The sequence below is a fragment of the Flavobacterium sp. NRK F7 genome (assembly GCF_024054195.1).
Taxonomy (GTDB): Bacteria; Bacteroidota; Bacteroidia; order Flavobacteriales; family Flavobacteriaceae; genus Flavobacterium.
Map to the genome: position 1 here is coordinate 1,042,659 of NZ_JAMXLB010000001.1, position 21,711 is coordinate 1,064,369.

Annotated in this window: 19 protein-coding genes; 12 read left to right on the plus strand and 7 right to left on the minus strand. The window is 30.2% G+C overall.

What is annotated here, in order from left to right; translation table 11 throughout:
- The first annotated feature begins 47 nt into the window (after positions 1–47).
- Complete coding sequence (locus tag NHF47_RS04435) at positions 48–1,769, plus strand: AraC family transcriptional regulator (RefSeq protein ID WP_252763801.1); 1,722 nt, start codon at positions 48–50, stop codon at positions 1,767–1,769.
- 22 nt (positions 1,770–1,791) lie between these two features.
- Here the strand turns inward: NHF47_RS04435 and NHF47_RS04440 are convergent, their stop codons facing one another.
- Positions 1,792–2,046: a bacteriocin gene (locus NHF47_RS04440; protein WP_252763802.1), complete on the minus strand. Its 255-nt coding sequence runs from the start codon at positions 2,044–2,046 to the stop codon at positions 1,792–1,794.
- Between the two features lie 356 nt (positions 2,047–2,402).
- Between NHF47_RS04440 and NHF47_RS04445 the strand changes: the two genes are divergently transcribed.
- The 4 genes from NHF47_RS04445 to NHF47_RS04460 are packed head-to-tail and all read left to right on the plus strand — an operon-like array spanning position 2,403 to position 3,132.
- Complete coding sequence (locus tag NHF47_RS04445) at positions 2,403–2,561, plus strand: hypothetical protein (protein WP_252763803.1); 159 nt, start codon at positions 2,403–2,405, stop codon at positions 2,559–2,561.
- A 54-nt stretch (positions 2,562–2,615) separates the two neighbouring features.
- Positions 2,616–2,756 carry a hypothetical protein gene (locus NHF47_RS04450; protein WP_252763804.1) on the plus strand — a complete coding sequence of 47 codons (141 nt, stop codon included), beginning with the start codon at positions 2,616–2,618 and terminating at the stop codon, positions 2,754–2,756.
- A gap of 8 nt (positions 2,757–2,764) precedes the next feature.
- Positions 2,765–2,935: a bacteriocin gene (locus NHF47_RS04455; protein ID WP_252763805.1), complete on the plus strand. Its 171-nt coding sequence runs from the start codon at positions 2,765–2,767 to the stop codon at positions 2,933–2,935.
- Positions 2,936–2,961: 26 nt separating this feature from the next.
- Positions 2,962–3,132: a hypothetical protein gene (locus NHF47_RS04460; RefSeq protein WP_252763806.1), complete on the plus strand. Its 171-nt coding sequence runs from the start codon at positions 2,962–2,964 to the stop codon at positions 3,130–3,132.
- 29 nt (positions 3,133–3,161) lie between these two features.
- On the opposite strand, the gene NHF47_RS04465 is transcribed toward NHF47_RS04460, so the two are convergent.
- On the minus strand, positions 3,162–4,157 hold the full coding sequence (locus NHF47_RS04465; protein WP_252763807.1) for a hypothetical protein: 996 nt from the start codon (positions 4,155–4,157) through the stop codon (positions 3,162–3,164).
- A 73-nt stretch (positions 4,158–4,230) separates the two neighbouring features.
- Positions 4,231–6,975 (minus strand): T9SS type A sorting domain-containing protein, encoded by a 2,745-nt coding sequence (locus NHF47_RS04470; RefSeq protein ID WP_252763808.1) that lies wholly within the window; start codon positions 6,973–6,975, stop codon positions 4,231–4,233.
- Between the two features lie 144 nt (positions 6,976–7,119).
- Between NHF47_RS04470 and NHF47_RS04475 the strand changes: the two genes are divergently transcribed.
- Complete coding sequence (locus NHF47_RS04475) at positions 7,120–10,167, plus strand: DUF2723 domain-containing protein (RefSeq protein ID WP_252763809.1); 3,048 nt, start codon at positions 7,120–7,122, stop codon at positions 10,165–10,167.
- 131 nt (positions 10,168–10,298) lie between these two features.
- Here the strand turns inward: NHF47_RS04475 and NHF47_RS04480 are convergent, their stop codons facing one another.
- Positions 10,299–12,470, minus strand: a complete 2,172-nt coding sequence (locus NHF47_RS04480; protein ID WP_252763810.1) for a carboxy terminal-processing peptidase — start codon at positions 12,468–12,470, stop codon at positions 10,299–10,301.
- Positions 12,471–12,617: 147 nt separating this feature from the next.
- On the opposite strand from NHF47_RS04480, the gene surE reads away from it, so the two are divergent.
- The 6 genes from surE (at position 12,618) to NHF47_RS04510 (ending at position 18,019) form a co-directional block, all read left to right on the plus strand.
- On the plus strand, positions 12,618–13,385 hold the full coding sequence (gene surE, locus NHF47_RS04485) for a 5'/3'-nucleotidase SurE (RefSeq protein ID WP_252763811.1): 768 nt from the start codon (positions 12,618–12,620) through the stop codon (positions 13,383–13,385).
- A complete protein-coding gene (locus NHF47_RS04490) occupies positions 13,373–13,657 on the plus strand; it encodes a hypothetical protein (protein WP_252763812.1) in 285 nt (94 codons plus the stop codon). Before surE ends, NHF47_RS04490 begins: the two co-directional genes overlap by 13 nt.
- A gap of 1 nt (position 13,658) precedes the next feature.
- The gene (locus NHF47_RS04495) at positions 13,659–14,168 is read left to right on the plus strand and encodes a histidine phosphatase family protein (RefSeq protein WP_252763813.1); all 510 of its coding nucleotides are present in this window, start codon (positions 13,659–13,661) and stop codon (positions 14,166–14,168) included.
- A 63-nt stretch (positions 14,169–14,231) separates the two neighbouring features.
- Positions 14,232–15,347, plus strand: a complete 1,116-nt coding sequence (gene lpxB / locus NHF47_RS04500; protein ID WP_252763814.1) for a lipid-A-disaccharide synthase — start codon at positions 14,232–14,234, stop codon at positions 15,345–15,347.
- Positions 15,348–15,373: 26 nt separating this feature from the next.
- Entirely contained in the window at positions 15,374–15,985 is a 612-nt protein-coding gene (locus tag NHF47_RS04505) for a C40 family peptidase (protein ID WP_252763815.1), read from the plus strand.
- 21 nt (positions 15,986–16,006) lie between these two features.
- The gene (locus NHF47_RS04510) at positions 16,007–18,019 is read left to right on the plus strand and encodes a ComEC/Rec2 family competence protein (protein WP_252763816.1); all 2,013 of its coding nucleotides are present in this window, start codon (positions 16,007–16,009) and stop codon (positions 18,017–18,019) included.
- A gap of 3 nt (positions 18,020–18,022) precedes the next feature.
- On the opposite strand, the gene NHF47_RS04515 is transcribed toward NHF47_RS04510, so the two are convergent.
- Genes NHF47_RS04515 through NHF47_RS04525 form a run of 3 tightly spaced genes read right to left on the minus strand, consistent with a single transcriptional unit; the run spans position 18,023 to position 21,689 of the window.
- Positions 18,023–18,487: a thioredoxin family protein gene (locus NHF47_RS04515; protein WP_252763817.1), complete on the minus strand. Its 465-nt coding sequence runs from the start codon at positions 18,485–18,487 to the stop codon at positions 18,023–18,025.
- 51 nt (positions 18,488–18,538) lie between these two features.
- A complete protein-coding gene (locus tag NHF47_RS04520) occupies positions 18,539–20,083 on the minus strand; it encodes a peptide MFS transporter (protein ID WP_140999164.1) in 1,545 nt (514 codons plus the stop codon).
- A gap of 37 nt (positions 20,084–20,120) precedes the next feature.
- Positions 20,121–21,689: a peptide MFS transporter gene (locus tag NHF47_RS04525; protein ID WP_252763818.1), complete on the minus strand. Its 1,569-nt coding sequence runs from the start codon at positions 21,687–21,689 to the stop codon at positions 20,121–20,123.
- Between the last annotated feature and the right edge of the window lie 22 nt (positions 21,690–21,711).

Sequence of the window (21,711 nt, forward strand, 5' to 3'; positions counted from 1 at the left end):
TGATTTTCAGCTTTTATAATATATTTGTTGAACTTTATTTTAATTGTATGAGGAATTCTATCATTATTATCTGCTTATTTATTACTTCAATTCTTTTTTCTCAGACTAATAAAAACTTGAGTGATGATGAATTTTTAATAGTACGAAACAAAACAAGATCTTTCTTTAATACAAATTCTGATAGCTGTTTGTTTTATATTAATCAAATAGAAAAATCTAAAGAGAAAATACATTTAGCTTTTGCTAAAGGAGCTAAAGGGAATTTGATTTCGAAAAATGGAAAAATTAAAGAAGCGGTAGTTCTTTATGATGAAGCATCAAATATTATAAATTTTCTTCCAAAAAATAAATTTAATATTGAAAATTCTATTTTAATACATATATACGGAGGAAATATCTATAAAAACGCAAAATCTTTTTCAAATGCTTTAGATGTTTATTTAAAAGCAAAACAATTTGCTATTTCCATTAATGACGAAATTCAGATTGGGATGATCAATTTGAATATTGGTAATATATACTATGAAATAGGTAATTATGAAAAAGCTATTAAAATTTATAGGTTAGTAGACGCTACAATTGATGCCAATAAATTGAATGTTACACAAGAAGATTATTTTAGTAAAAAAGCCTTTGTAAATTTTAATTTAGGAGTTTGTTATGAAGCTTATTTTGCAAAGAACAGAGACAATTTTAAGTTATTAGATTCTGCTTTCTTTTTTTATGATAAAACCATAAAATTGTATAGCAATGATAATCTTTATTTTAAAATGAACTCATTAAAAAATATTGGGAATATTCACTTTTATAAAAATGAATTACAAAAAGCAGAAGAAAATTACTTAAATGCATATTCAATTTCTAAAGAAAATAATAATAATCTAATTGAATATAGTTCTGTTTATAATTTAGGATTAATTTATTATGAAAAAAAGGAATACATCAAAGCACTACACTACTTTCATAATGTGGATTCATTATATAATCTTCAAAAAAATTTAGGTTTGTCCGAATATGTTGATGCTAATTTTAAACAAGCTAAAATTTATAATATTTTAAAAGATTATAAAAAGTCATTACTATATTCCAATATTTATCTTAAGAATAGCGATAAAATCAATCAAATAAAAAATGTTAATATTATTGAAGTAAATAAAAAGGTCAATAATATTGAAACTAAAAATGAAATTCAAAAAATAATTCAAGATAATAATAGTAAAATAGTGATGAATAAAGTTTTTATTGGTGTATTTATTTTAATTTTTATACTCTTGATTACTCTTGTTATCAATCGATTTTACACTAAGAAAAGATTCAATGAAAAAATTGAAAAGTTAATAAAAGAATATGAAGATAATACTTCTATAGATTCCAATGTTAAAAATGAAACTCCTACGGTAATAAGTATAGATAATGAGAATGAAATCTTAGCAAACTTTAAAAATTTAATCGATAAAAAAGAACATCTAAAATCAGATTTTACACAGCAAAGTGTTGCTAAAAAAATTAAAACCAATACCACTTATTTGTCAAACATTGTTAACAAACATTATCAAAAATCATTTAGTAATTATTTAAACGAATTAAGAATTAATTTTGTGATAAATGAAATCATAACTAATTCTAGATATAGAGAATATACAACACAGGCAATAGCTGAAAGTGCAGGTTTTAAAAATGCGGATTCATTTACAACTTCTTTTAAAAAGAAAACAGGAATAACTCCTTTTCAATTTATAAATGAGGTTAAAAAAAGAAAAGAGACATAATAAATGTCTCTTTTCTTTTTAATTAAGGAATTTGTTGACTACCTGTTCTTGGTTTGGTATCGCTATCACCATTCCAAGCTGTTCCCGACCCAGAACCAGTTGGAGGAGGCGTATAGCCTGGAGGAGGGTTTCCACCATAATCAACGCTTCCACCGCTAGAAGGAGTACTTGTTGGAGGAGGTGTTGTTATTTCTGTACCACCATAAACATTTTTAAGTTGTTTTGTGCTTAATTCGTTAGACGCAAAACTTGCTAAAATCGAATTCTTTTTTTTCATACTTGTTAATTGATTTTTAATGATTAATGATATTTCAAATGTATAAAAATTGTATTCAAGAAGATTTGAAATTCAAGAATCTAAGTTGTTGTAAACCAATCCAGACAATAAGTAATTGTAAATCAGTGATTTAAAAATTTATTTTTAGTCTATAATTTAAAAATTACAGCCCCTTTTTTTATAAATCCTATGTAGAGCTGCTTTTAAAAACCATTTTTTTCTGACAATTTTGTTTTGAGGTTATCGAATTATTCATTTAATAATGAGTGATGGAATATCTTAAAATATAATGGCCATTATAGTGTCAAAAGTTTCAATTGACAAAAAAATGTTTGAAACAATTAAAAGCAAAAATTATGAAAAAATCAATTTTAAATTTTGAAAATTTTAGAGTTGTTTCTAAAGAAGAACAATTAAAAATTAATGGAGCTGGTGGTTGTTGCAATCCGAACAGTCCTTTTGGAATAAATTTTCCAGAAGTATGTTCCATGTTTCCTCCATGTCATTTGCAATAATAAAAGAATTTTTATTAGTCAAATATTTCAATCATAAAAATTAAATTAAAAATTATGAAAAAATCAATTTTAAATTTAGAGGGTGTACAAACTCTTAGTAAAAAACAGCAAGTAAACATTCAAGGAGCTCATAATGGAACGCCACATGCAACTATATGTGGTAAACCAGGTTATCCACCATGTATGGAGAAATAAATAATTTCATGAAAAAAGCAATTTTAAAAATCGAAAAAGTAAAATTACTTTCTAATAAAGAATTGAAAGTAATTAGCGGAGGAAAAACAAAAGATTGGGATTTATGTTGTCTAAAAGACGACTCACCTATACTTCCTCCATTTGGCTGTGAATCTTGGATTATTTGCCAAGATTTTTAATTATTAAACATTTAAACTTGGAAAAAATGAAAAAATCAATTTTAAATTTAGAAGGTGTTAAAAAGTTGTCAAAAGAGCAACAAATGAAAATAAATGGTGGCGGAAATGGTAATGCTGGTGGCGGTGCTTTATGTTGTTTTAGTGATGATTTTCCACCTGAAATTGACGGTTGTTATGATTATTTTTTATGTGAATAATTATAATTCATGTTGTAAAAGGCCTCTTTCTAAGGGGTCTTTTTTAGTACTTCTTTTAGGGTCAGAATATTTAATGGGAATTCCATGACTACATGAAGTAAGCTCAAAAATAATAATACCGCAAGGCCAATACTATAGTTGTAAAAATACAATCCAACAGAAACGAGCCATAATGTTCCAATTAAGATTGATTTTTTTTGTGTAATTTTTTTATGCCAACCTATAACTGTTGTTTTGGAGAACCAATTCAAATAATGATAGGTGTAAGCAAAAGCAATAAAAATCTGAATTTTCAAATTAGCACTATCATAAAAGAATAAATCGGGTTTTTTTTCTAATCCAAATAGATCTAAAACCGTATAATTTAATTTATAAAAATGCTCTGCAATTATGGATTTAGTAGTTTCGGAAAAGTGGTAACTGGTATTGTCAATATTAATAATTAATAAAAAAAAGGGCACTAATAGCATTAACGTTATATTCAGAGAATTAATTGTTTTTTTTTCTTTTAAGTTGCCATACCACATAAACAAAATTGTAAATATATAAACATGAATTAGGGTGGGTAATAAAATCCCAATTAGTATATGATACGTTTTAAATTGGTGTACAGCAATTGCAACAATAATTCCTAGAACGATAATGAGTAGTTGTTGTTTTCTTTTCTTCCAAAAAAGTAAACTAAAGGCGATAATTAATAATAAAAAAATGAGATGATTACTGTATTTTGGTAAACCATATCGTAGCAAGTAAAAAGGATAGAGGTCATTTAGAAAACTTATATTAGAAATCTTCAAAATTCCAGGAATAGCAATAAAAAATGCAAAAATAAGCGTTAAATAAATCCAAGTTTTACTTTTAACGAAATAGTTTTTGTCTTTAATCCAATTTATTTCTGTAAAATAATGAAGGGGTCCTAAAATCGCATAAACAATGACAAATAATTCAAATGGAAATATATAGGCTAGGACTAATGAGACAAGTATTAGTAAGGTATTTAATTTTTCTATATTTATGTGATTCATTGTGTAAAAATATAAAAAAGCTCCAAGATTACACTTGAAGCTTTTTCAGAATTTTATTTAGTAAAAAAATGAATTAATATTTAATAACCATTTTTTTACTATCAATTTTGTTTCCACCTATGAAAAGTGTATAATTATAGATTCCAGAAGCAAGCCCTTTAGTATTAATGTGAAGCTCATTTTCTCCAGTTTCATTTAAATCTACTTTTTCAATAACCTTACCTAACATATCCGTAAATACTAATTTAGCATTTTGAGATTCAGATGGAAGGTAATATTTAATTACTGAGGTGTTATTAAAAGGATTTGGAATATTTTGGTATAAAATTGGTCCAGAAACTTTAACTGTTGTAGTTGTAGGCCCTGAAAGCATTCCGTCACATGCACAAGCCTCAATAGCATCTAAACGAGTTAAAATATCATTTATTTGTGTTTGTTGGTTGATGTTTTCTGCTTCTAATGCACTTAAAATAGGCGATAAATCTACATTTACAGAAGCTCCATTTTCAATAGCAATAGTTAAAGTGTTTCCTGTTAAAGTTGCAGAAGTTAAGTTTTGAGAGTCGGTATTCACATAGGCTGATAAATCTACTGTTGTAGCATCGTTTGATAAGCTTAATGTGTTTCCTGATAATGTTAAATCTTGGCTATCGGTTCCTGCTAAAGAAGATAAATCAACCGTATTTGTACCACCAGAAATGCTTAAAGTAGCTCCTGATAAACTTAATTCTTGATTATCTGTATTATCTAAGTAACTGCTTAAATCTACTGAAGTAGCGTCGTTTGTTAAGCTTAAAGTGTTGCCAGATAATGTTAAATCTTGACTATCGGTACCTGCAAAAGAAGCTAAATCAACTGTATTTGTACCGCCAGAAATACTTAAAGTAGTACCTGATAAACTTAATTCTTGATTATCGGTTTGAGTTGCCCAAGATAAATTTCCTGAACCATCACTAACTAATACCTGTGAAGCTGTACCGTCAACTATTGGAAATTCATAAGCTCCAGCAATATTTAAGCTGTTTGCAATTTGTAATTTCCCTTCAGTATTTAAAGCAGCAATTGGTGCAACACCATCTACACCCCAAACCCATCCATCTTGAGGATAACTTTGTACACTTGAGAATTTCATTGAAACATCGGAAATAGGTCCGTAATTGTATTCAGTGCCTCCACCGATATTAATAGAAAAATCATAACTACTAGTGTCAAATACAACACCATTAAATCCATCTACGGTTACTTTATTGGCATCATTAATGTTTTTACCATTCATGTCTAATGCAGTTGTAGCAGTATGATTTCCTAAATTATCTCCTGCACTTACATTACTCCATGAAGAACCTGACCAAGTATACACTAAATTATCTTCATTGTCATATACCATCATTCCCTCATCAGAAGCTCCTAAACTACTTCCTAATGTGGTGCGTTGCGTATTGGTTAAACTGTTTATTTTAAAACCTTTATCTGTATCTGCTAGTTCTAATGAAGCATTTGAATTGGGTAAATCGGTACCAATACCTACACTTAATGGATTGGTTGCGCCTCCTAATACCATAGTATTATCAGTTGCAGCTGTTGCCGCATTTCCTATAGCTACTGAATTGAAACCTTGTACGTTAGCATTATAACCAATCGCGATATTGTTTGTTGGATTTAAAGCACTTGGGTCTGTAGAGGAAGCACCATAACCTAATAGAATAGCGCCATCATTTTGCGCAACTACATTACTTCCTAAAGCGGTTACATGCATGTTGTCAACATTAATCGCATTACCAATGGCTACGACATAATCTCCCGCTGCTTCTACATCTGCCGCATTACCCATAACAATACTGTAATCGCCTCTAGTATCATGGTCGTGACCTAAGGAAATGGTATATTGTCCATCTGCAAAAGATCGATTACCAAACATCATTAAGTTGTCATTACTTGGTGTAGCATCATACCCAAAAAACATAGCATTAGAGCGGTTGGTGTTATCAAAATTGGCTAAAGACCCCATTCCTACGTTATATTGTCCTTCTCTGTTTGAGAAACCACAGTAATATCCTACATACGTATTATGATTTGCGTTAGAAATACTGTTGGTACGATTGTTATCCCAACCAGACATGGCGCCTATAAAAGTATTGTATTTTGCATACTCTGTTGCCACTCCTGAAGCAGCTCCTACCATCGTATTGTATTTTCCGTCTCCAATATCAATACCTGCAGAATCACCAAGTGCTGTGTTATGATGACCTTCATCAACGTCACTCATCGCTTCACTACCTACTGCTACATTTCTATATCCAATATTAGCAGAAATACCAGCCTCATTTCCTACAAATACATTCTTGTAACCTGTAGTGTTGCTATATCCTGCATCTTCACCTATGAAAGTATTTTCATAACCTGTTGTGTTGCTTGTGCCTGATTCTTCTCCAACAAAGGTGTTGTCGTAACCCGTAGTGTTGTTTTCTCCAGACTCTGTTCCAACAAAAGTATTGTCTCCAGCAGTAACATTGAAATAACCCGCTTGATGTCCAATAAAAGTATTGTCAAAACCTGTTGTGTTGGAATAACCCGCTTGGTAACCAATAAACACACTTTCAGAAGTGGTGTTACTTCTACCTGCTTGGTATCCCATAAACGTGTTTTGAGAACCAGAAGTTAAAAAACTTCCTGTACTGTCCCCATACATGGTGTTGTAATCTCCTGAAGTAATACTTACTCCAGAGCCAGTTCCTGATGTTTCATTTAACGTTTGCGCTATCGAAAAATTGGCAATCAGTAAACTAACCAAAAGGGATAAGAGTAATTTTTTTCTCATTTTTTCTTGATTTTAGTTGTTGTCAAAATAAACAATTCTTAAAGAAAAGCCAATTTTATTATATTAAGTGGAATTTAAATCGTTGAAAGGAGCATTTCATTACCGATAAAACTAGTATATTGCACCCAATTAGTACCTGTATTTATGAAGAAAATTGAAAACTTTATTAGCCCTTTTCTTTTTGTTTTAGTTTTTTTAATTTATGCTGTATCGGTTTCAAAAACGATTGCATTTTGGGACAGTAGCGAATTCATTGCTAGCAATTATCATCTACAAGCAACACATCCACCTGGAGCACCTTTTTACACTTTATTATGTAATTTAGTGTTGTTGTTTTTTCCTAGTACTTGGGCAGCATTCATTTCGAATTTAATTTCCGCTTTTTTTGGAGCACTTACTGTGATGTATGTGTATAAAATTGTGAAGCATATTAGTTTGAAAATATCTGAAAATAAAAATACAGTTTCGATTTTAAGTGCGGTTGTAAGTTCTTTAACACTTGCTTTTTCAGATACCTTTTGGACTGCTTCTACAGAAGCTGAGGTATATACACTTTCTGTTTTTTTATTGATGTTCTTATTTTATCTTATGCTATTATGGCATTCCGAAAAAGATCAATCTAAAGAACTTAAAATAGTTTTTTTGATGGTTTTTTTGTTAGGAATTTCTCTTGGTGTGCATTTAATTAATTTATCGATAGTTGTTCCGCTATCTATTATTTATGTGCATAAAAAGTATGGCTTGCAATGGAAATCGCTTTTATTGGCTTTAGGAGTGAGTGTCGTTTTATTTTTATCACTTTATCTTATTGGAATACAAGGGTTTTTAAAAATTGCCTATTGGCTAGATATGAAACTAGTGAATAGTCTTAGTTGGCCTGTAAATAGCGGATTGTTTCTTTTGATACTTATCTTTTTGGGAATTTTATTTTCAGGATTGTATTTTACCAAAAAAAAATATCCTCCTATTCAAAAATATATTGTAGCACTACTTCTTTTTTCAGTAGGTGCTAGTTCTTATTTAATACCTTTGGTTCGTAATCATGTAGAAAGCTCCATTTCAAACCAAATATATACTTCCAATGATTTATTAAAATACATTCAAGCGAAACAATTCGGAGTTCAAGATACTCCTTTGTTAAAGGGCAAAATTTGTAATGCTCCTTTGGATAAAGATTTTCCATTTGTAGATGGTGAACCTATATATGATTATAATGCTGTATCAAAAAAATATGAATTAGTCGACGATGGTAAATGGAGTAAAGTGAACTATGCTCACGAATTTGATATGTTTTTCCCAAGGATGTACAGTCAGAAAAGTAGTAGTATTGCTTTGTATTCCAGTTGGGTAGCTATAAAAGGAGAAAAGTTGATGTATCCTGTTTTAGGTAAGGAGAAGACTATTTTTAAACCTACATTTTCTGAGAATTTGGAGTTTTTTAAAAATTATCAAGTGGAATGGCTTTACTTAAGATATTTATATTGGAATTTTATTGGCAAACAAAATGAAATTAAAGGAACTGGAACGGTTTTTAACGGAAATTGGCAAAGCGGAATTACATTTTTTGATGCGGATAGAATAGGGGCGCAAGAAGATATTCCTGAACGATACAAACAAGATAAAAGTAATGATGTTTATTACTTTTTGCCTTTTATTTTCGGGCTTATAGGATTGTGGTCATTAAGAAAGCAAGGGGTTTATTTTTTTAGTACTTTGATTTTCTTTTTAACATTTGGAATTGGAATAATTATTTATGTAAATCCGTTACCAGAGAGCATTTTAATTCGAGAGCGAGATTATATTTTTATGGGTTCGTTTATCATTTTTAGTATTTGGATTGGATTATCCTTATTAAGTTTAAATGAATGGGCTTCAAAAATTAAATCAGAGAAGCTAAGGGTATCTATTCTAGCAATAGTAGTGTTTATAATGTCTCCTTTACAGTTATTGGCTAAAAATTGGGACAATCATCAAAGAACTGGTGATACATTTGCATATGATTTAGCAAAAAAATATTTAGATTCTTGTCCGAAAGAGGCAATATTGATTACGAATGGTGATAATTTTACCTTTCCTTTATGGTACTTACAAGAAGTGGAACACTATAGAAGTGACGTTAGAGTGGTGAATTATGATTTGTTGAATTTGTCGTATTATATTGATAAATTGAAAAACAAGAATTTCTCTTCTGACCCTTTAAAAATTAGTTTTTCTTATGAAAATTACCGCGAAGGGAATCCAAAGTTGTATCCCTTAAAAATCGATACTAAAGAGCATGTGGATCTTGCTTCATTGTTTCAATTTTTGAATGATGAAAATACCAAGATAACTTGGAATGGGAAGAAGCAGCATTACATTCCTGGTGATGTTTTTCAAATTAAAATTGACACGACTCAAAGCATCTTTTCTAATATTGATAAAAAGCGATTGAATACTCAATTTACAAATCAAATCACATGGAAATTTAGTAAAGATTTTTATCAGTTAAATGACTTAATTGGAATGAATTTGATTTTGGAGAACATACAAGAAAGACCAATCTGTTTTTTAGTAAATGGAAATAGAGAACACTATTTAGGTTTTCAAAATTATTTAGTCCACACTGGTTTTGTAGAACAACTCTTGCCTTTAGAAAGAATAGATAAAGAGATGAATCCAAAAATAGTAAATACTCTTGAAAGTAATTTGCTCTTTCAAAAGAACTCTTTTGTATTTGAGAATGATTCTGATATTTTTATAAAGTCTGAAAATAGGGAATATGCTCAAACTATAATTAGGAGAAATGACTATTTCCTGGTTCAAGCTTTAGTGGAAGAAAACAATATAGAAGAAGCTGAAAAAGTTTTAGATAGGTCTTTTAAGAATTTACCAGATGGCAAGATTCCTTATAAGCAGTATGCTTTTGCTTTAGGTAAGCTATACTATAAAATTGGGCAAAAAGAAAAAGGAAATGAAGTGTGTTTAAAAAGCTTGAACAATATCTGGGAAGAATTAGAATGGATTACTTCCTTTAATTCTTCTACTAATCCTATTATAAATGTAAAACATGCAGTAAAATTGAAAGAAATGTATGAGCAAATGATTGTACAATTAGAACCTTTCAATCCAGAAAGAGCTTTGGAGGAAAAGCAAAAGGCAATAGAATTTAATGCTTATTTTACCAAATGGCACATTAGAAATTGGCCTTATTAAGAAAAATATAAATAGATTCTTGTGGTTACAGGTTCAAATTACACTATAAAAAACGAATAAGAAAAGGTGTTGTTTCTTTATGTATAAGTATAAAAAAGGGTTCATTTTGAACCCTTTTTTTTGTTTTGTAGTTAATCCATTTTATCAAGTTTACCTTTTCTGTTTTTAGTGTAAACAACACTTCGTAATCCAATTTGGTCAAGGTCGCTTAAAACATTCAAGGCTTCGTCAATGTAAATGTCTTTTCCTAAATCTTCATGCCAACGACTTCTTTTTTCTTTCAGAACAGGGTCTGATTTAAATAAAGCCAATTCGTTTGGTAATGAAGTGAACGTTAAATTATTTTTATAATCTGATAGTGATTTAAATTTTTTCAATTTTAAATCCACTAATTCCATTTTTTCTTTAAATCGATCAATGCTTAAATTATAAGTATTATCATCTTTTCTTTCGAAAATCCATTTCGCATTTTCATCAATTAATTTGAAATATTGGTTATCTGCAATTCTTTTATTACTGTTTGCAATAATAGATTCAAATCCTGAAAAGATAGGGTTGTAATCTGCAGCATCAATTTTATCCCATTGTAAAGCATTTTTTTCATCTCGTTCACCCATGTCTAAATAAGCAAATCGATCTGGAAGTACGATATCGCTTAATACACCTTCTCTTTGAGTTGAACCACCATTAATTCTATAGAATTTTTGAGTAGTTGTTTTTAACGCCCCTAAATCTCCAAAAGAATTGCTTCTAACAAATTGATTTAAATCAATTATGTTTTGAACGGTTCCTTTTCCATAAGTGTGTTTGCTTCCAATGATAATTCCTCTTTTGTAATCTTGGATCGCAGCTGCAAAAATTTCAGAAGCTGAAGCTGAAAAATTATCAACCATAACTACTAAAGGACCTGTCCATTGTACAGATGGATCTTTGTCCGAAAGAATGTCTTTTTTTCTGTCTGAAGACTTTACCTGTACTACTGGACCTTGTTCAATAAACAACCCTGTCATATTAACCACGGTTTCTAATGATCCACCACCATTACCTCTTAAGTCCATTACAATTCCTTGAACATTTTGTTCTTTTAGACGTTCAATTTCAATGGCAACATCTTTAAAAGCATCTCGATTGTCTTTGTTGTCAAAACTAATGTAGAATTTAGGCAAGTAAATTACACCATATTTCATTCCGTTTTTCTCAACGATTGAGGATTTAGCAAAAGTCTCTTCGGTTTCAACTTCGTCTCTAATAATTGAAATTACTTCAATAGAACCATCTACTTTTTTAACAGTAAGACGAACTTCAGTACCTTTAGCACCTTTAATTTTTTTAACCACATCATCAAGACGCATACCTGCAATATCAAGAGGCTCTTCTTTGCCTTGAGCTACCTTAAGAATGATATCACCTGCTTCTAACTCTTTAGATCTCCATGCAGGACCACCAGAAATTAACTCAGAAACTTCTACTACATTGTCTTTCTTTTGTAAACGAGCTCCAATTCCTTCAAATTTTCCACTCATGCTAATGTCAAATTTATCTTTTTCTTCAGGAGAAAAATAAAAAGTATGAGGGTCAAATTGTTCTACAACAGAATTAATAAAAATGGAATACCAATCATTACTATCTAATTCATTTTCTACAAAGTCAAAGTATTCATTTAAAGACTTTAAAGAACTTTCGCGAGCTTCTTTTTCAATTTCTTCAAACTTTTTTTCTTTGTAGTTTGGGTCTTTTTCTTTTTTGTTGTGCTCTAGCTTTTGTTTATCTGTAATTGTTGATAATAAAGATAGTTTTAATTGCTTGCGCCATCTTTCTTTTAAATCTTTATCATTTTTAGCATACGATTGATTTTCATAATCGGTATCAATAAATTCCTCAGTTGAAAAATCAAATGGTTTTGCTAATAAAGTTTTATAAATGGATTTTGATTCAGAAATTCTTTTTAGAAGACGAGCGTTTGTTAAATAAAAGAAAGATAAGTCTTTCGTTTTAATCATGTCGTCAATAACTTGCTTATATTGATCAAATTCTTTAATGTCAGATGCTAAAAAAAATCTTTTTGTAGGATCGATTCCAGTAATATATTTGTCATATACTTCTCTTGAAAAAGAGTCATTTATCTCCACAGGGCTATAATGTCCCTTTTCAAGTACGTAGGTCAATAGTTCCAAGAGTAATTTGTCTTTCTCGGGATCTTCTGTTTTCTTAGTAGGTATAAAACTCCATAAAACTGCAGCTAAGGCAGTTATCAGCAAAATAACCTTATAATTTCTTTTCATAAAATCAACAATTTGGGTCATCAATAAAAATTTCTACTAATGTACATAAAAAATCATGCCATTACATCGCAATTTAACACATTTTTTTCACTTTAACTAAATTTTTTAAATTTAAGTTGGTTGATATTTCTTTCCATTTAAATTATTTATTTTAGCAAAAAATTAAACATGAAAAACCCCCTTATTTTAATAACCAATGATGATAGTATAGTAGCACCTGGAATTCGTTTTTTAATAAGTGTTATGAAAGAGATTGGTGAAGTTATTGTGGTAGCTCCTGATAGTCCTCAAAGTGCTATGGGTCATGCTATTACTATTAATAACACCTTGCATCTAGACAAGGTTAATTTAGATCCTGAAATTGAGCATGAATACAGTTGTTCTGGCACTCCTGTGGATTGTGTAAAAATGGCGGTTCATGAAATTTTAAAATGCAAACCTGATTTATGTGTCTCAGGGGTAAATCACGGTTCGAATTCTTCCATAAATGTAATTTATTCTGGAACCATGAGTGCTGCTGTTGAGGCAGGAATAGAAGGAATTCCAGCAATAGGTTTTTCACATTTGGATTATAGTTGGAATACTAATTTTGAACCCTTACGATCGCATGTGAAGTCAATTGTTTCAGCTGTTTTGAAAAATGGTTTGCCTGAGGGAGTCGTTTTAAATGTGAATTTCCCTAAAGTGGATGCAAATGAAATTCAGGGTGTTAAAATATGTCGTCAAGCGAAAGCTATGTGGGTCGAAGAATTTGACAAAAGAACCAACCCTCAAGGGAAAGAATATTTTTGGTTAACTGGAGAATTTGTGAATAAGGATCTTGGAGAGGATACAGATGAATGGGCTTTAAAACACAACTATATTTCCGTTGTACCTGTACAGTTTGATTTAACGGCTCATCATGCAATAAGTACTTTAAACTCATGGAAACTATGATATCAAAAAAAGACATTTTTATAGGCTTAATCATTGGTCTATTAGGGGCTTTCATTGGAACATTTTTTGCCTTTCAGTTTTTTACAAAACAAGGTTTTATAGAAGGTTTTAGAATCATGCGACAAGCAGGAATGATTGGCAAAGTTATTACATTAGGAAGTGTGCCTAATCTTATCCTGTTTTTTATTTTATTAAAGAAAAATAAAGATCTCATGGCTAGAGGTATAATTTTAGCGATGTTTATTTTAGTTATAATAACCTTATTTTTATAATATGAAAAAGGCAATTGTAGTACTTGTTTTTTTATTTTGTGGTTCTATTTTGATGGCTCAAAATGCCAATTATGAGCCAATAGTGACCAAAATTATTTTAGTACGTCATGCTGAAAAAATGCTAGACGGTTCTAAAGATCCTGAACTAACAACTGAAGGAAAACAAAGAGCAGAACGACTTCGTTTTTTATTATCTGACATCGATGTAGATCAAATTTTTTCGTCACCTTACATACGTACAAAAAATACAGTGGCACCAGTTGCAGCAAGTAAAAACATTACTGTTGAAATCTACAATCCAAAAGATCCTAATTTTTCTACTTATTTATGGTCGAAAGTGAAAGGGGAAACGGCAATTGTAGTAGGACATTCAAATAGCATTCCAGCCTTGGTAAATCAATTAATTGGAAAAGATAAATTTAAAGAGTTAACAGAAGATGTTTATAGTAAAATATGGATTTTAACGTATTCAGATGAACGTTTAGTAGACTGTAGTTTATACAATTTTTAATGCATAATTCTTTGTATTTTTATTTAAAAACAGATAAAATAATAGATTATTAATTCGAAATAAATGAAATATTATATAATTGCAGGTGAAGCTTCTGGAGATTTACATGGCTCTAATCTTATGAAAGCAATTTATACAGAAGACCCAAATGCGGCTATTCGGTTTTGGGGAGGTGATTTAATGCAAAATGCAGGTGGAACTCTTGTAAAACATTATAGAGATTTGGCTTTTATGGGATTCTTGGAAGTGGTTTTAAATTTAAAAACCATTTTGAATAATATTCAATTTTGTAAATCCGATATTCAAGCTTTTCAACCTGATGTGATAATTTTCATTGACTATCCTGGCTTTAATATGCGTATTGCTACTTGGGCAAAAGAAAGAAATATTCCGACGCATTATTATATTTCTCCTCAAATTTGGGCTTGGAAAGAAAATAGAATTAAAGCGATTAAGAGAGATGTAGATTACATGTATGTCATACTACCTTTCGAAAAAGATTTCTATGAAGGAAAGCATCATTTTCCTGTATCATTTGTAGGCCATCCGTTAATTGATGCCATTCAAAATAGGAAAAAATTGGATCGAGCAACTTTTATACTTGAAAATAAATTAACTGATAAACCTATTATTGCGCTATTACCAGGTAGTAGAAAACAAGAAATTACTAAAATGCTTTCAGGCATGTTGTCTATAGTAAAGGATTTTCCAGATTATCAATTTGTTATTGCTGGAGCTCCTAGTCAAGATTTTTCATTTTATGAACCTTTTCTGAAAAAAGAGAATGTACATTTTATTTCAAATAAGACCTATCATTTGTTACAAGTTGCTCATGCTGCTTTGGTTACTTCAGGGACCGCAACTTTAGAAACAGCTTTGTTTAAAGTGCCTGAAGTGGTATGTTATAAAGGAAGTTGGGTTTCTTATCAAATTGCAAAAAGGATTATTACTTTGAAATATATCTCATTGGTAAACTTAATTATGGATCAAGAAGTAGTAAAAGAGTTAATTCAAGATGACTTTAATTCTCGCCAACTTAAAATAGAATTAAATAAAATTTTACAGGGAGCAGAAAGAACCAAAATGATTGAAAATTATAACATTTTAGAAGAAAAATTAGGTGGTGTAGGCGCAAGTAAAAAAACAGCGCACTTAATAGTATCTTCTATAAAAAAATAATATTTATTTTAGCAAAAAAATACGTTTTGAAAAAAATTACTTATTTATTATTTCTCACAATTACAATTGTAAGTTGTAAAACACAATCCAACATCATCACTTCTAAAGAAGAAGCGATTGAGAAAGGAGTTTATTCGTATACTAAAGAAAAGAAAACAACCAATAGACTAGTTGCTGAGACATCTTATGATTCGGAAACTACAAATGAATATGATAAGACAACTTATATTAGAGTATCTAAAAGTGAAAATGCATTGGCCAATCAGATTGTAGATGATGCACTTCGAAATTTAGGTGTATCCTATAAAACGGGAGGTACTACAAAAACCGGGATGGATTGTTCTGGTTTGGTCTTTAGTACTTTTGGAAATTATGATATAAAACTACCTCGAACATCGATAGATATGGCAAAAGAAGGGGAGATGATGAGTACTAAAGAAGCGCAACCTGGAGATTTAATTTTTTTTAAAACCAATGGGAAGACTGTTGTAAATCATGTAGGAATCATTGTCGAAGTTTTACCAAACGAAATTAAATTTATTCATTCTTCTACTCAAAAAGGAGTAATAGTTTCTTCTACATCTGATGCATATTACGGAAAGACATTTGCACAAATAAATAGAGTTTTAGAATACTAATTCCTATTTAAAATTCCCAATATGAAGTTTTTTAAGTTTCCAATAATAACCCTTACAACTTCATTTATACTTGGGATAATCTTTAATTCTTTTTTTGAACCTAATATAGGCTATCTTAACGTAGCGATTACTGTTGCTTTTTTAATAAGCATTCTAGCTTATATAAGAGCTAAGAAAAAATGGTTTCAGGATGTTTATTTTGGAATTGCAGCCTATTTTTTATTTTTTTGCTTGGGAAGCGAAGCACATTACTGGCATACCGATAGTCATTATGAAAATCATTATTCTAATTTTTTGACAGACACTAATGAAACTATTATTAAAGGAAGTATAGTTTCTGTTTTAAAGCCAAGTGAAAACTTTCATAAATATATTGTTTCGTTGTCTCAATATAATGATACAAGTTGTTTTGGTAAAATTTTAGTTTACAATGACAAGACCAATGCTATTTTAAAATCTGGACAGGAAATTATAATTATAGGAAAATTACTTCCCACTTTTAAAGCTACAAATCCCTATCAATTTGATTATAGTGCCTATCTTGAAAAATTGAATATTTCTCATCAAGTATTTTGTAGAAAAGGCAGTGTTATTACCACTAGAATTCATAAAAATACAAATTATTACATACAAAATATAAGAGAAAAATTAATAGCTTCTTTTGATGAATATCAATTTGATGCGAAAACAAAAAGTATTTTAGAAGCCTTATTATTTGGACAACGCAATGTAATTGATGAAGAAACAATAGCAAATTATAGTAATGCAGGAGTTATACATATTTTAGCAATTTCTGGTTTGCATATTGGGATATTGTATTTCTTTTTTTCATTGCTTTTAAAGCCTCTAGAAAAAAGGAAATATGGGAGCATTATACGACTGTTTCTAATTTTAGGTCTTTTATGGCTTTTCGCTTTATTAACGGGTTTGCCTGCATCTGTAACTAGAGCTGTAACTTTGTTTAGTTTTGTTAGTTTAGGAACTTTTTATAACCGGCAAAATCATGCTTTTAATGCGGTAGCAGTTTCTGCGTTACTTTTATTACTTTTTAATCCTAATTATATATTTGATATCGGTTTTCAATTGAGTTATGCAGCGGTTATTTCTATTTTGTTGTTCCAACCTTTTTATGAAAAATGCTATTTTACCAAACATAAAATAGGTGTTTATTTTATAGATATTGTTCTGGTGTCTTTAGCAGCTCAAATTGGAGTGCTGCCTTTAACTTTATATTATTTTCATCAATTGCCTTTACTTTTTTTGTTGGCAAATATAGTTGTAATTCCTTTGGGTAGTTTCGTTTTGATACTGGGGTGTGTCCTTTTATTATTGAATTTTATTTTTAAATCTCTAGCGCTTTTGTTAGGTAAAATTCTCTCTTTTTTAATAGCTACAATGAATCAATATATAGCTGTTATAGCAACTTTTGATAGTGGTGTTATAAAAAATATTTCTTTTACTAGCGAAATGGTAATATTGTCTTATTTGATTATTCTTTTCTTTATATATTGGTGTTATAAATTAAAATGGTTTGCCTTTAGAAACATGGCTATTGCGTTGTTACTATTTCAAATTAGCTTAATTTATATTGAATGGACAAAACAAAGTACAGATGAATTGATAGTTTTTAATAGTAAAAAAACACTTTTAAGCGCTAAAAAAGGAAATCAAGTTCAGTTTTTTAGTCATGATTCGGTTTTCAATGAAGAAACTATAAAGAATTATAAAAGAGGATTGCATACAAATCATTATCAAATAAATGCACTGCAAAATGTAATGAGTTATCATGATAATCGAATTTTAATTGTGGATCAAATGGGCGTTTTTGAGTTCAATTTAAAAGCAGATTATGTGGTGCTTACTCAAAATCCGAAAATTAATTTAGTACGCTTGATAGAAATGGTTCAGCCAAAAGAAATAATTGCAGATAACAGTAATTTTTATTATTTGATTGACCAATGGGAGAGAACTTGTAAACAAAAAAATATCCCTTTTCATGCAACAGCCGAAAAGGGATATTATAGATTGAAATAATTTTTATTTATTGGCTACAATTTTTGAAGCGCCATCTAACCATTTTGTTGGTCCACCAGCTACATATCCAGTACTTCCTAAGCCTTTTAGATTCATTTTTCCTTCTTTTGTTTTTTCAGGAGATACAAACCATATGGTAGGATATCCTCTAATGCCAAACATTTGTTGTAAATTTTGATTTTGCGCTCTTAAATTTTCATCTTGAGGTGTTCTTTTAGGAAAATCCAATTCTACAAGAATTACATTTTTTTTAGCCCATTTTGCAAATTCTGGTGTTTGTAATACTTCCTTTTGTAAACGAATGCACCAGCCACACCAATCAGAACCCGTGAAAAATAATAACATTGGTTTTTTCTTCTTGAGAGATAACTCAGAAGCTTTAGCCATGTCGGTATGCCAGGTTAATTCTTGTGCATATGTAGTAAGGCTAAAAGAGGTTACTATTATAAATAAAGTTATTTTTTTCATTTTGATATTTTTTATACAAATTTAGACAAAAAAGATGCCAAAAAATGTTGGTTATCTTACACCGTGCATTAATTTTTTCATGACTGGAGACAGAACTACCATTATTACACCAGCTGTAATTGGAACAATAGTAAAAATTAAAAAGAAAGTAGATAGACTGTATTTTTCAGTTATTTCCTCAATCATTCCACCCATCGAACCAGCTAATTTGTTACCCATTCCTATAAATAGATAATAAACTCCAAACATAATTCCAATCCATGTTGCAGGAACTAGTTTACTAACATAAGAAAGTCCCACAGGTGATATACATAACTCTCCTAAAGTGTGAAATAAATAGGCAGCGATTAACCAAAACATGCTAACTCTCACTACTTCTTCACCAGATACAATATCGATACTACCATATGCTAAAAAACCAAAACCTAACCCTAGTAATGTTAACCCAAGCCCAAATTTCATTGGTCCTGATAAATTATATTTACTTTCCCACCATTTTGAAAATACAGGAGCAAAACAAACAATAAATAAGGAATTTAAAATACCAAACCATGTTGCAGGAACCTCAGTCCCAGTTGCAGAAAATTCTCTTCCAACTTTCCAAAGTACAATTCCCCATATAATAATAAAACTCAAAGAAAGAATAATATTTCCTATTGCATATTTTTTGAAGGTTTGTTTGAAAAGTTTTATTAAAACATAAGTTATAATTATTAGAGGAATAATTGTTAAAACAGCGTCTACTATTTTAAATGTTGAAGCCGCATTTCCAAATAATTCTCTTTGAGTAAATTTTTCTGCAAAAATGGTCATTGATCCTCCAGCTTGTTCAAAAGCAGCCCAAAAGAAAACAGTGAAAATAGAAAATATTACAACAGCAATAATTCGATCTCTAATTACATTTGCCGGAGTTGATTCTTGAGCGGCTTTTTCTTGAGCTAATTTTTTCGATTCTGCTGTAGGTTTTAAACCAATTTCACCAAAAATATTTTGAGTAAAATAGAATTGCAACATTCCTAAAAGCATAAAAATTCCAGCAAGTCCAAACCCCCAACTCCAAGATATTTTTTCTCCAATATAACCACATAGCATAATTCCAAGAAATGCACCTGCATTTACTCCCATGTAATATAAAGAATAAGCACCATCTTTTTTCTCAGGATGATTTGCATAAGCATTTGAAATTATCGATGTCATATTAGGTTTGAAGAGACCATTACCTATTATCAAACAACCAATTCCAATATATAAAAACATTGGGGTTTCTACAGCCATTGATGCATGACCTAAAGTCATTGCTAAAGCTCCTAAAACCACTGCCCATCTGTATCCTAAATATTTATCAGCTAAAAATCCACCTACAACAGGAGTGAAATATACTGACATAGTATAGGTACCATAAAGAGCTAAAGCATCTTCTACACTCCATTCCCATCCTCCTTTTGCAAAAGAAGAGGTTAAAAAGAGTACTAATAATGCACGCATTCCATAATAAGAAAAGCGTTCCCACATTTCTGTAAAGAATAATACAAAAAGGCCTGCTGGATGCCCTAGGACATTGTTTTTAAAAAATTGATCGGTTGAATTTTGACTCATAAGTTATAATTGTAAGTTAGATTTAATTTATTATTTTTTAATGTATTCCTTTCATAAGTTTTTTAAGTAATGGAACCAGTAGTAGTAAAATTACTGCGCAGCCTAAAACTACATATACACCCCATTGAAGATAAACATCTACATAAGGATTTATTTGTTCTGCCATTGAAGCATTTTCCGCAACTTCCCCAACACTTATTAATTTTCCAATTTCTGTGGCTACTTTATTACCTACAGAATAAGATAAAAACCAAACTCCCATTGTAAAACCGACTATATGAGATGGTGATAATTTTGTTATCATTGACAATCCCACTGGGGATAAACATAGCTCTCCCAAAGTATGAAAAAGATACATAAATATAATTACCCAAATAACAATTTTATCACCTGATGCCATTGCTGATTTTGCTCCCAATACAATAATTAAAAATCCTATAGCTAAAAGAACCAAAGAATAAACGAATTTTAATGGTGTGCTAGGTTCCATTTTTAGCTTATTTAGTTTCATCCAAAACCAAGCAAAAATGGGTGCGAAAATTACAATAAACAATGCATTTAAAGCTTGAAATTGCGATGCGGGAATTTCTGAACTACCGATAAATCTATCAACAAATCTATCAGTAATTAGTGTTAATGAACCTCCAGCTTGCTCAAATAAAGCCCAAAACATGGCATGGAATATAAATAATATTAAAACGACGAGTAGTCTAGATCCGTTTTCGTATTGTGTACTAAGATAAATTAAATAAACTAAAACAACAATCGTAATTCCTGTTAAACCAAATTTAAATACATTATCATAACTGAATAAAATTGCCCATAAAGGCACTGCAATGAAGCTTAGTAGTATTATTAATTTATTTGCACTCAGACCTGCAAAAACACTTTGAGTGTTAAATTTATCATCAGGAACAAGTCCTTTTCCTTCAAAATGTTTAAGGTTTTTCCAAAAAACAATCAATCCAATAAACATGCCTATACCTGCTAAACCAAAACCCCAATGCCATCCAACACTTTCTCCTAAATACCCACATGTAAGAGCTGATAAAAATGCTCCTACATTAATGCCCATATAAAAAATATTGTAAGCTGGGTCTTTTCTTGGGTCATCTTGTTCATAAAATTTACCTAAGAAACTTGAAATATTTGGTTTAAAATAACCAGTACCTACTACTATGAATGAAAGTGCAATAAAGAAGAAAAATTCATTAGTTTCTGCTACCAAACCTTGAGCAGCTAGCACAATATGACCGATGCTAATTAAAATTCCACCTAATAAAATAGATTTTCTAAAGCCTAAAAATTTATCTGCCATCATTCCTCCAATAATAGGCCCAAGATAGATAGAAGCAGTATATGTTCCATAAATTGCAAGAGATTTTACATCTGCCTCACCACTAGCTATTTGTTGGAAAACAACTTTAACCATATACAAGGTAAGTAAAGCTCTCATTCCATAATAGGAAAAACGTTCCCACATTTCTGCAAAAAAGCAAACAAAGAGTGCTCTTGGATGTATTTTAATATTTGCTTTGATTACCATAGGTATCCATATCAAGCAAAAAATCCATCCAAAAATTATTAGTCCTAATGAAAAATCCATATGTAAAAAATTAAAGATTATG

Excerpts from the sequence above, each read along its gene's own strand:
- NHF47_RS04510 (WP_252763816.1), top strand. The coding sequence starts at position 16,007 with ATGAAGTTTTTTAAGTTTCCAATAATAACCCTTACAACTTCATTTATA.
- NHF47_RS04480 (WP_252763810.1), bottom strand. The coding sequence starts at position 12,470 with ATGACCCAAATTGTTGATTTTATGAAAAGAAATTATAAGGTTATTTTG.
- NHF47_RS04470 (WP_252763808.1), bottom strand. The coding sequence starts at position 6,975 with ATGAGAAAAAAATTACTCTTATCCCTTTTGGTTAGTTTACTGATTGCC.
- NHF47_RS04525 (WP_252763818.1), bottom strand. The coding sequence starts at position 21,689 with ATGGATTTTTCATTAGGACTAATAATTTTTGGATGGATTTTTTGCTTG.
- NHF47_RS04475 (WP_252763809.1), top strand. The coding sequence starts at position 7,120 with ATGAAGAAAATTGAAAACTTTATTAGCCCTTTTCTTTTTGTTTTAGTT.
- NHF47_RS04520 (WP_140999164.1), bottom strand. The coding sequence starts at position 20,083 with ATGAGTCAAAATTCAACCGATCAATTTTTTAAAAACAATGTCCTAGGG.
- lpxB (WP_252763814.1), top strand. The coding sequence starts at position 14,232 with ATGAAATATTATATAATTGCAGGTGAAGCTTCTGGAGATTTACATGGC.
- surE (WP_252763811.1), top strand. The coding sequence starts at position 12,618 with ATGAAAAACCCCCTTATTTTAATAACCAATGATGATAGTATAGTAGCA.
- NHF47_RS04455 (WP_252763805.1), top strand. The coding sequence starts at position 2,765 with ATGAAAAAAGCAATTTTAAAAATCGAAAAAGTAAAATTACTTTCTAAT.
- NHF47_RS04450 (WP_252763804.1), top strand. The coding sequence starts at position 2,616 with ATGAAAAAATCAATTTTAAATTTAGAGGGTGTACAAACTCTTAGTAAA.
- NHF47_RS04495 (WP_252763813.1), top strand. The coding sequence starts at position 13,659 with ATGAAAAAGGCAATTGTAGTACTTGTTTTTTTATTTTGTGGTTCTATT.
- NHF47_RS04490 (WP_252763812.1), top strand. The coding sequence starts at position 13,373 with ATGGAAACTATGATATCAAAAAAAGACATTTTTATAGGCTTAATCATT.
- NHF47_RS04460 (WP_252763806.1), top strand. The coding sequence starts at position 2,962 with ATGAAAAAATCAATTTTAAATTTAGAAGGTGTTAAAAAGTTGTCAAAA.
- NHF47_RS04440 (WP_252763802.1), bottom strand. The coding sequence starts at position 2,046 with ATGAAAAAAAAGAATTCGATTTTAGCAAGTTTTGCGTCTAACGAATTA.
- NHF47_RS04465 (WP_252763807.1), bottom strand. The coding sequence starts at position 4,157 with ATGAATCACATAAATATAGAAAAATTAAATACCTTACTAATACTTGTC.
- NHF47_RS04435 (WP_252763801.1), top strand. The coding sequence starts at position 48 with ATGAGGAATTCTATCATTATTATCTGCTTATTTATTACTTCAATTCTT.
- NHF47_RS04445 (WP_252763803.1), top strand. The coding sequence starts at position 2,403 with ATGAAAAAATCAATTTTAAATTTTGAAAATTTTAGAGTTGTTTCTAAA.
- NHF47_RS04515 (WP_252763817.1), bottom strand. The coding sequence starts at position 18,487 with ATGAAAAAAATAACTTTATTTATAATAGTAACCTCTTTTAGCCTTACT.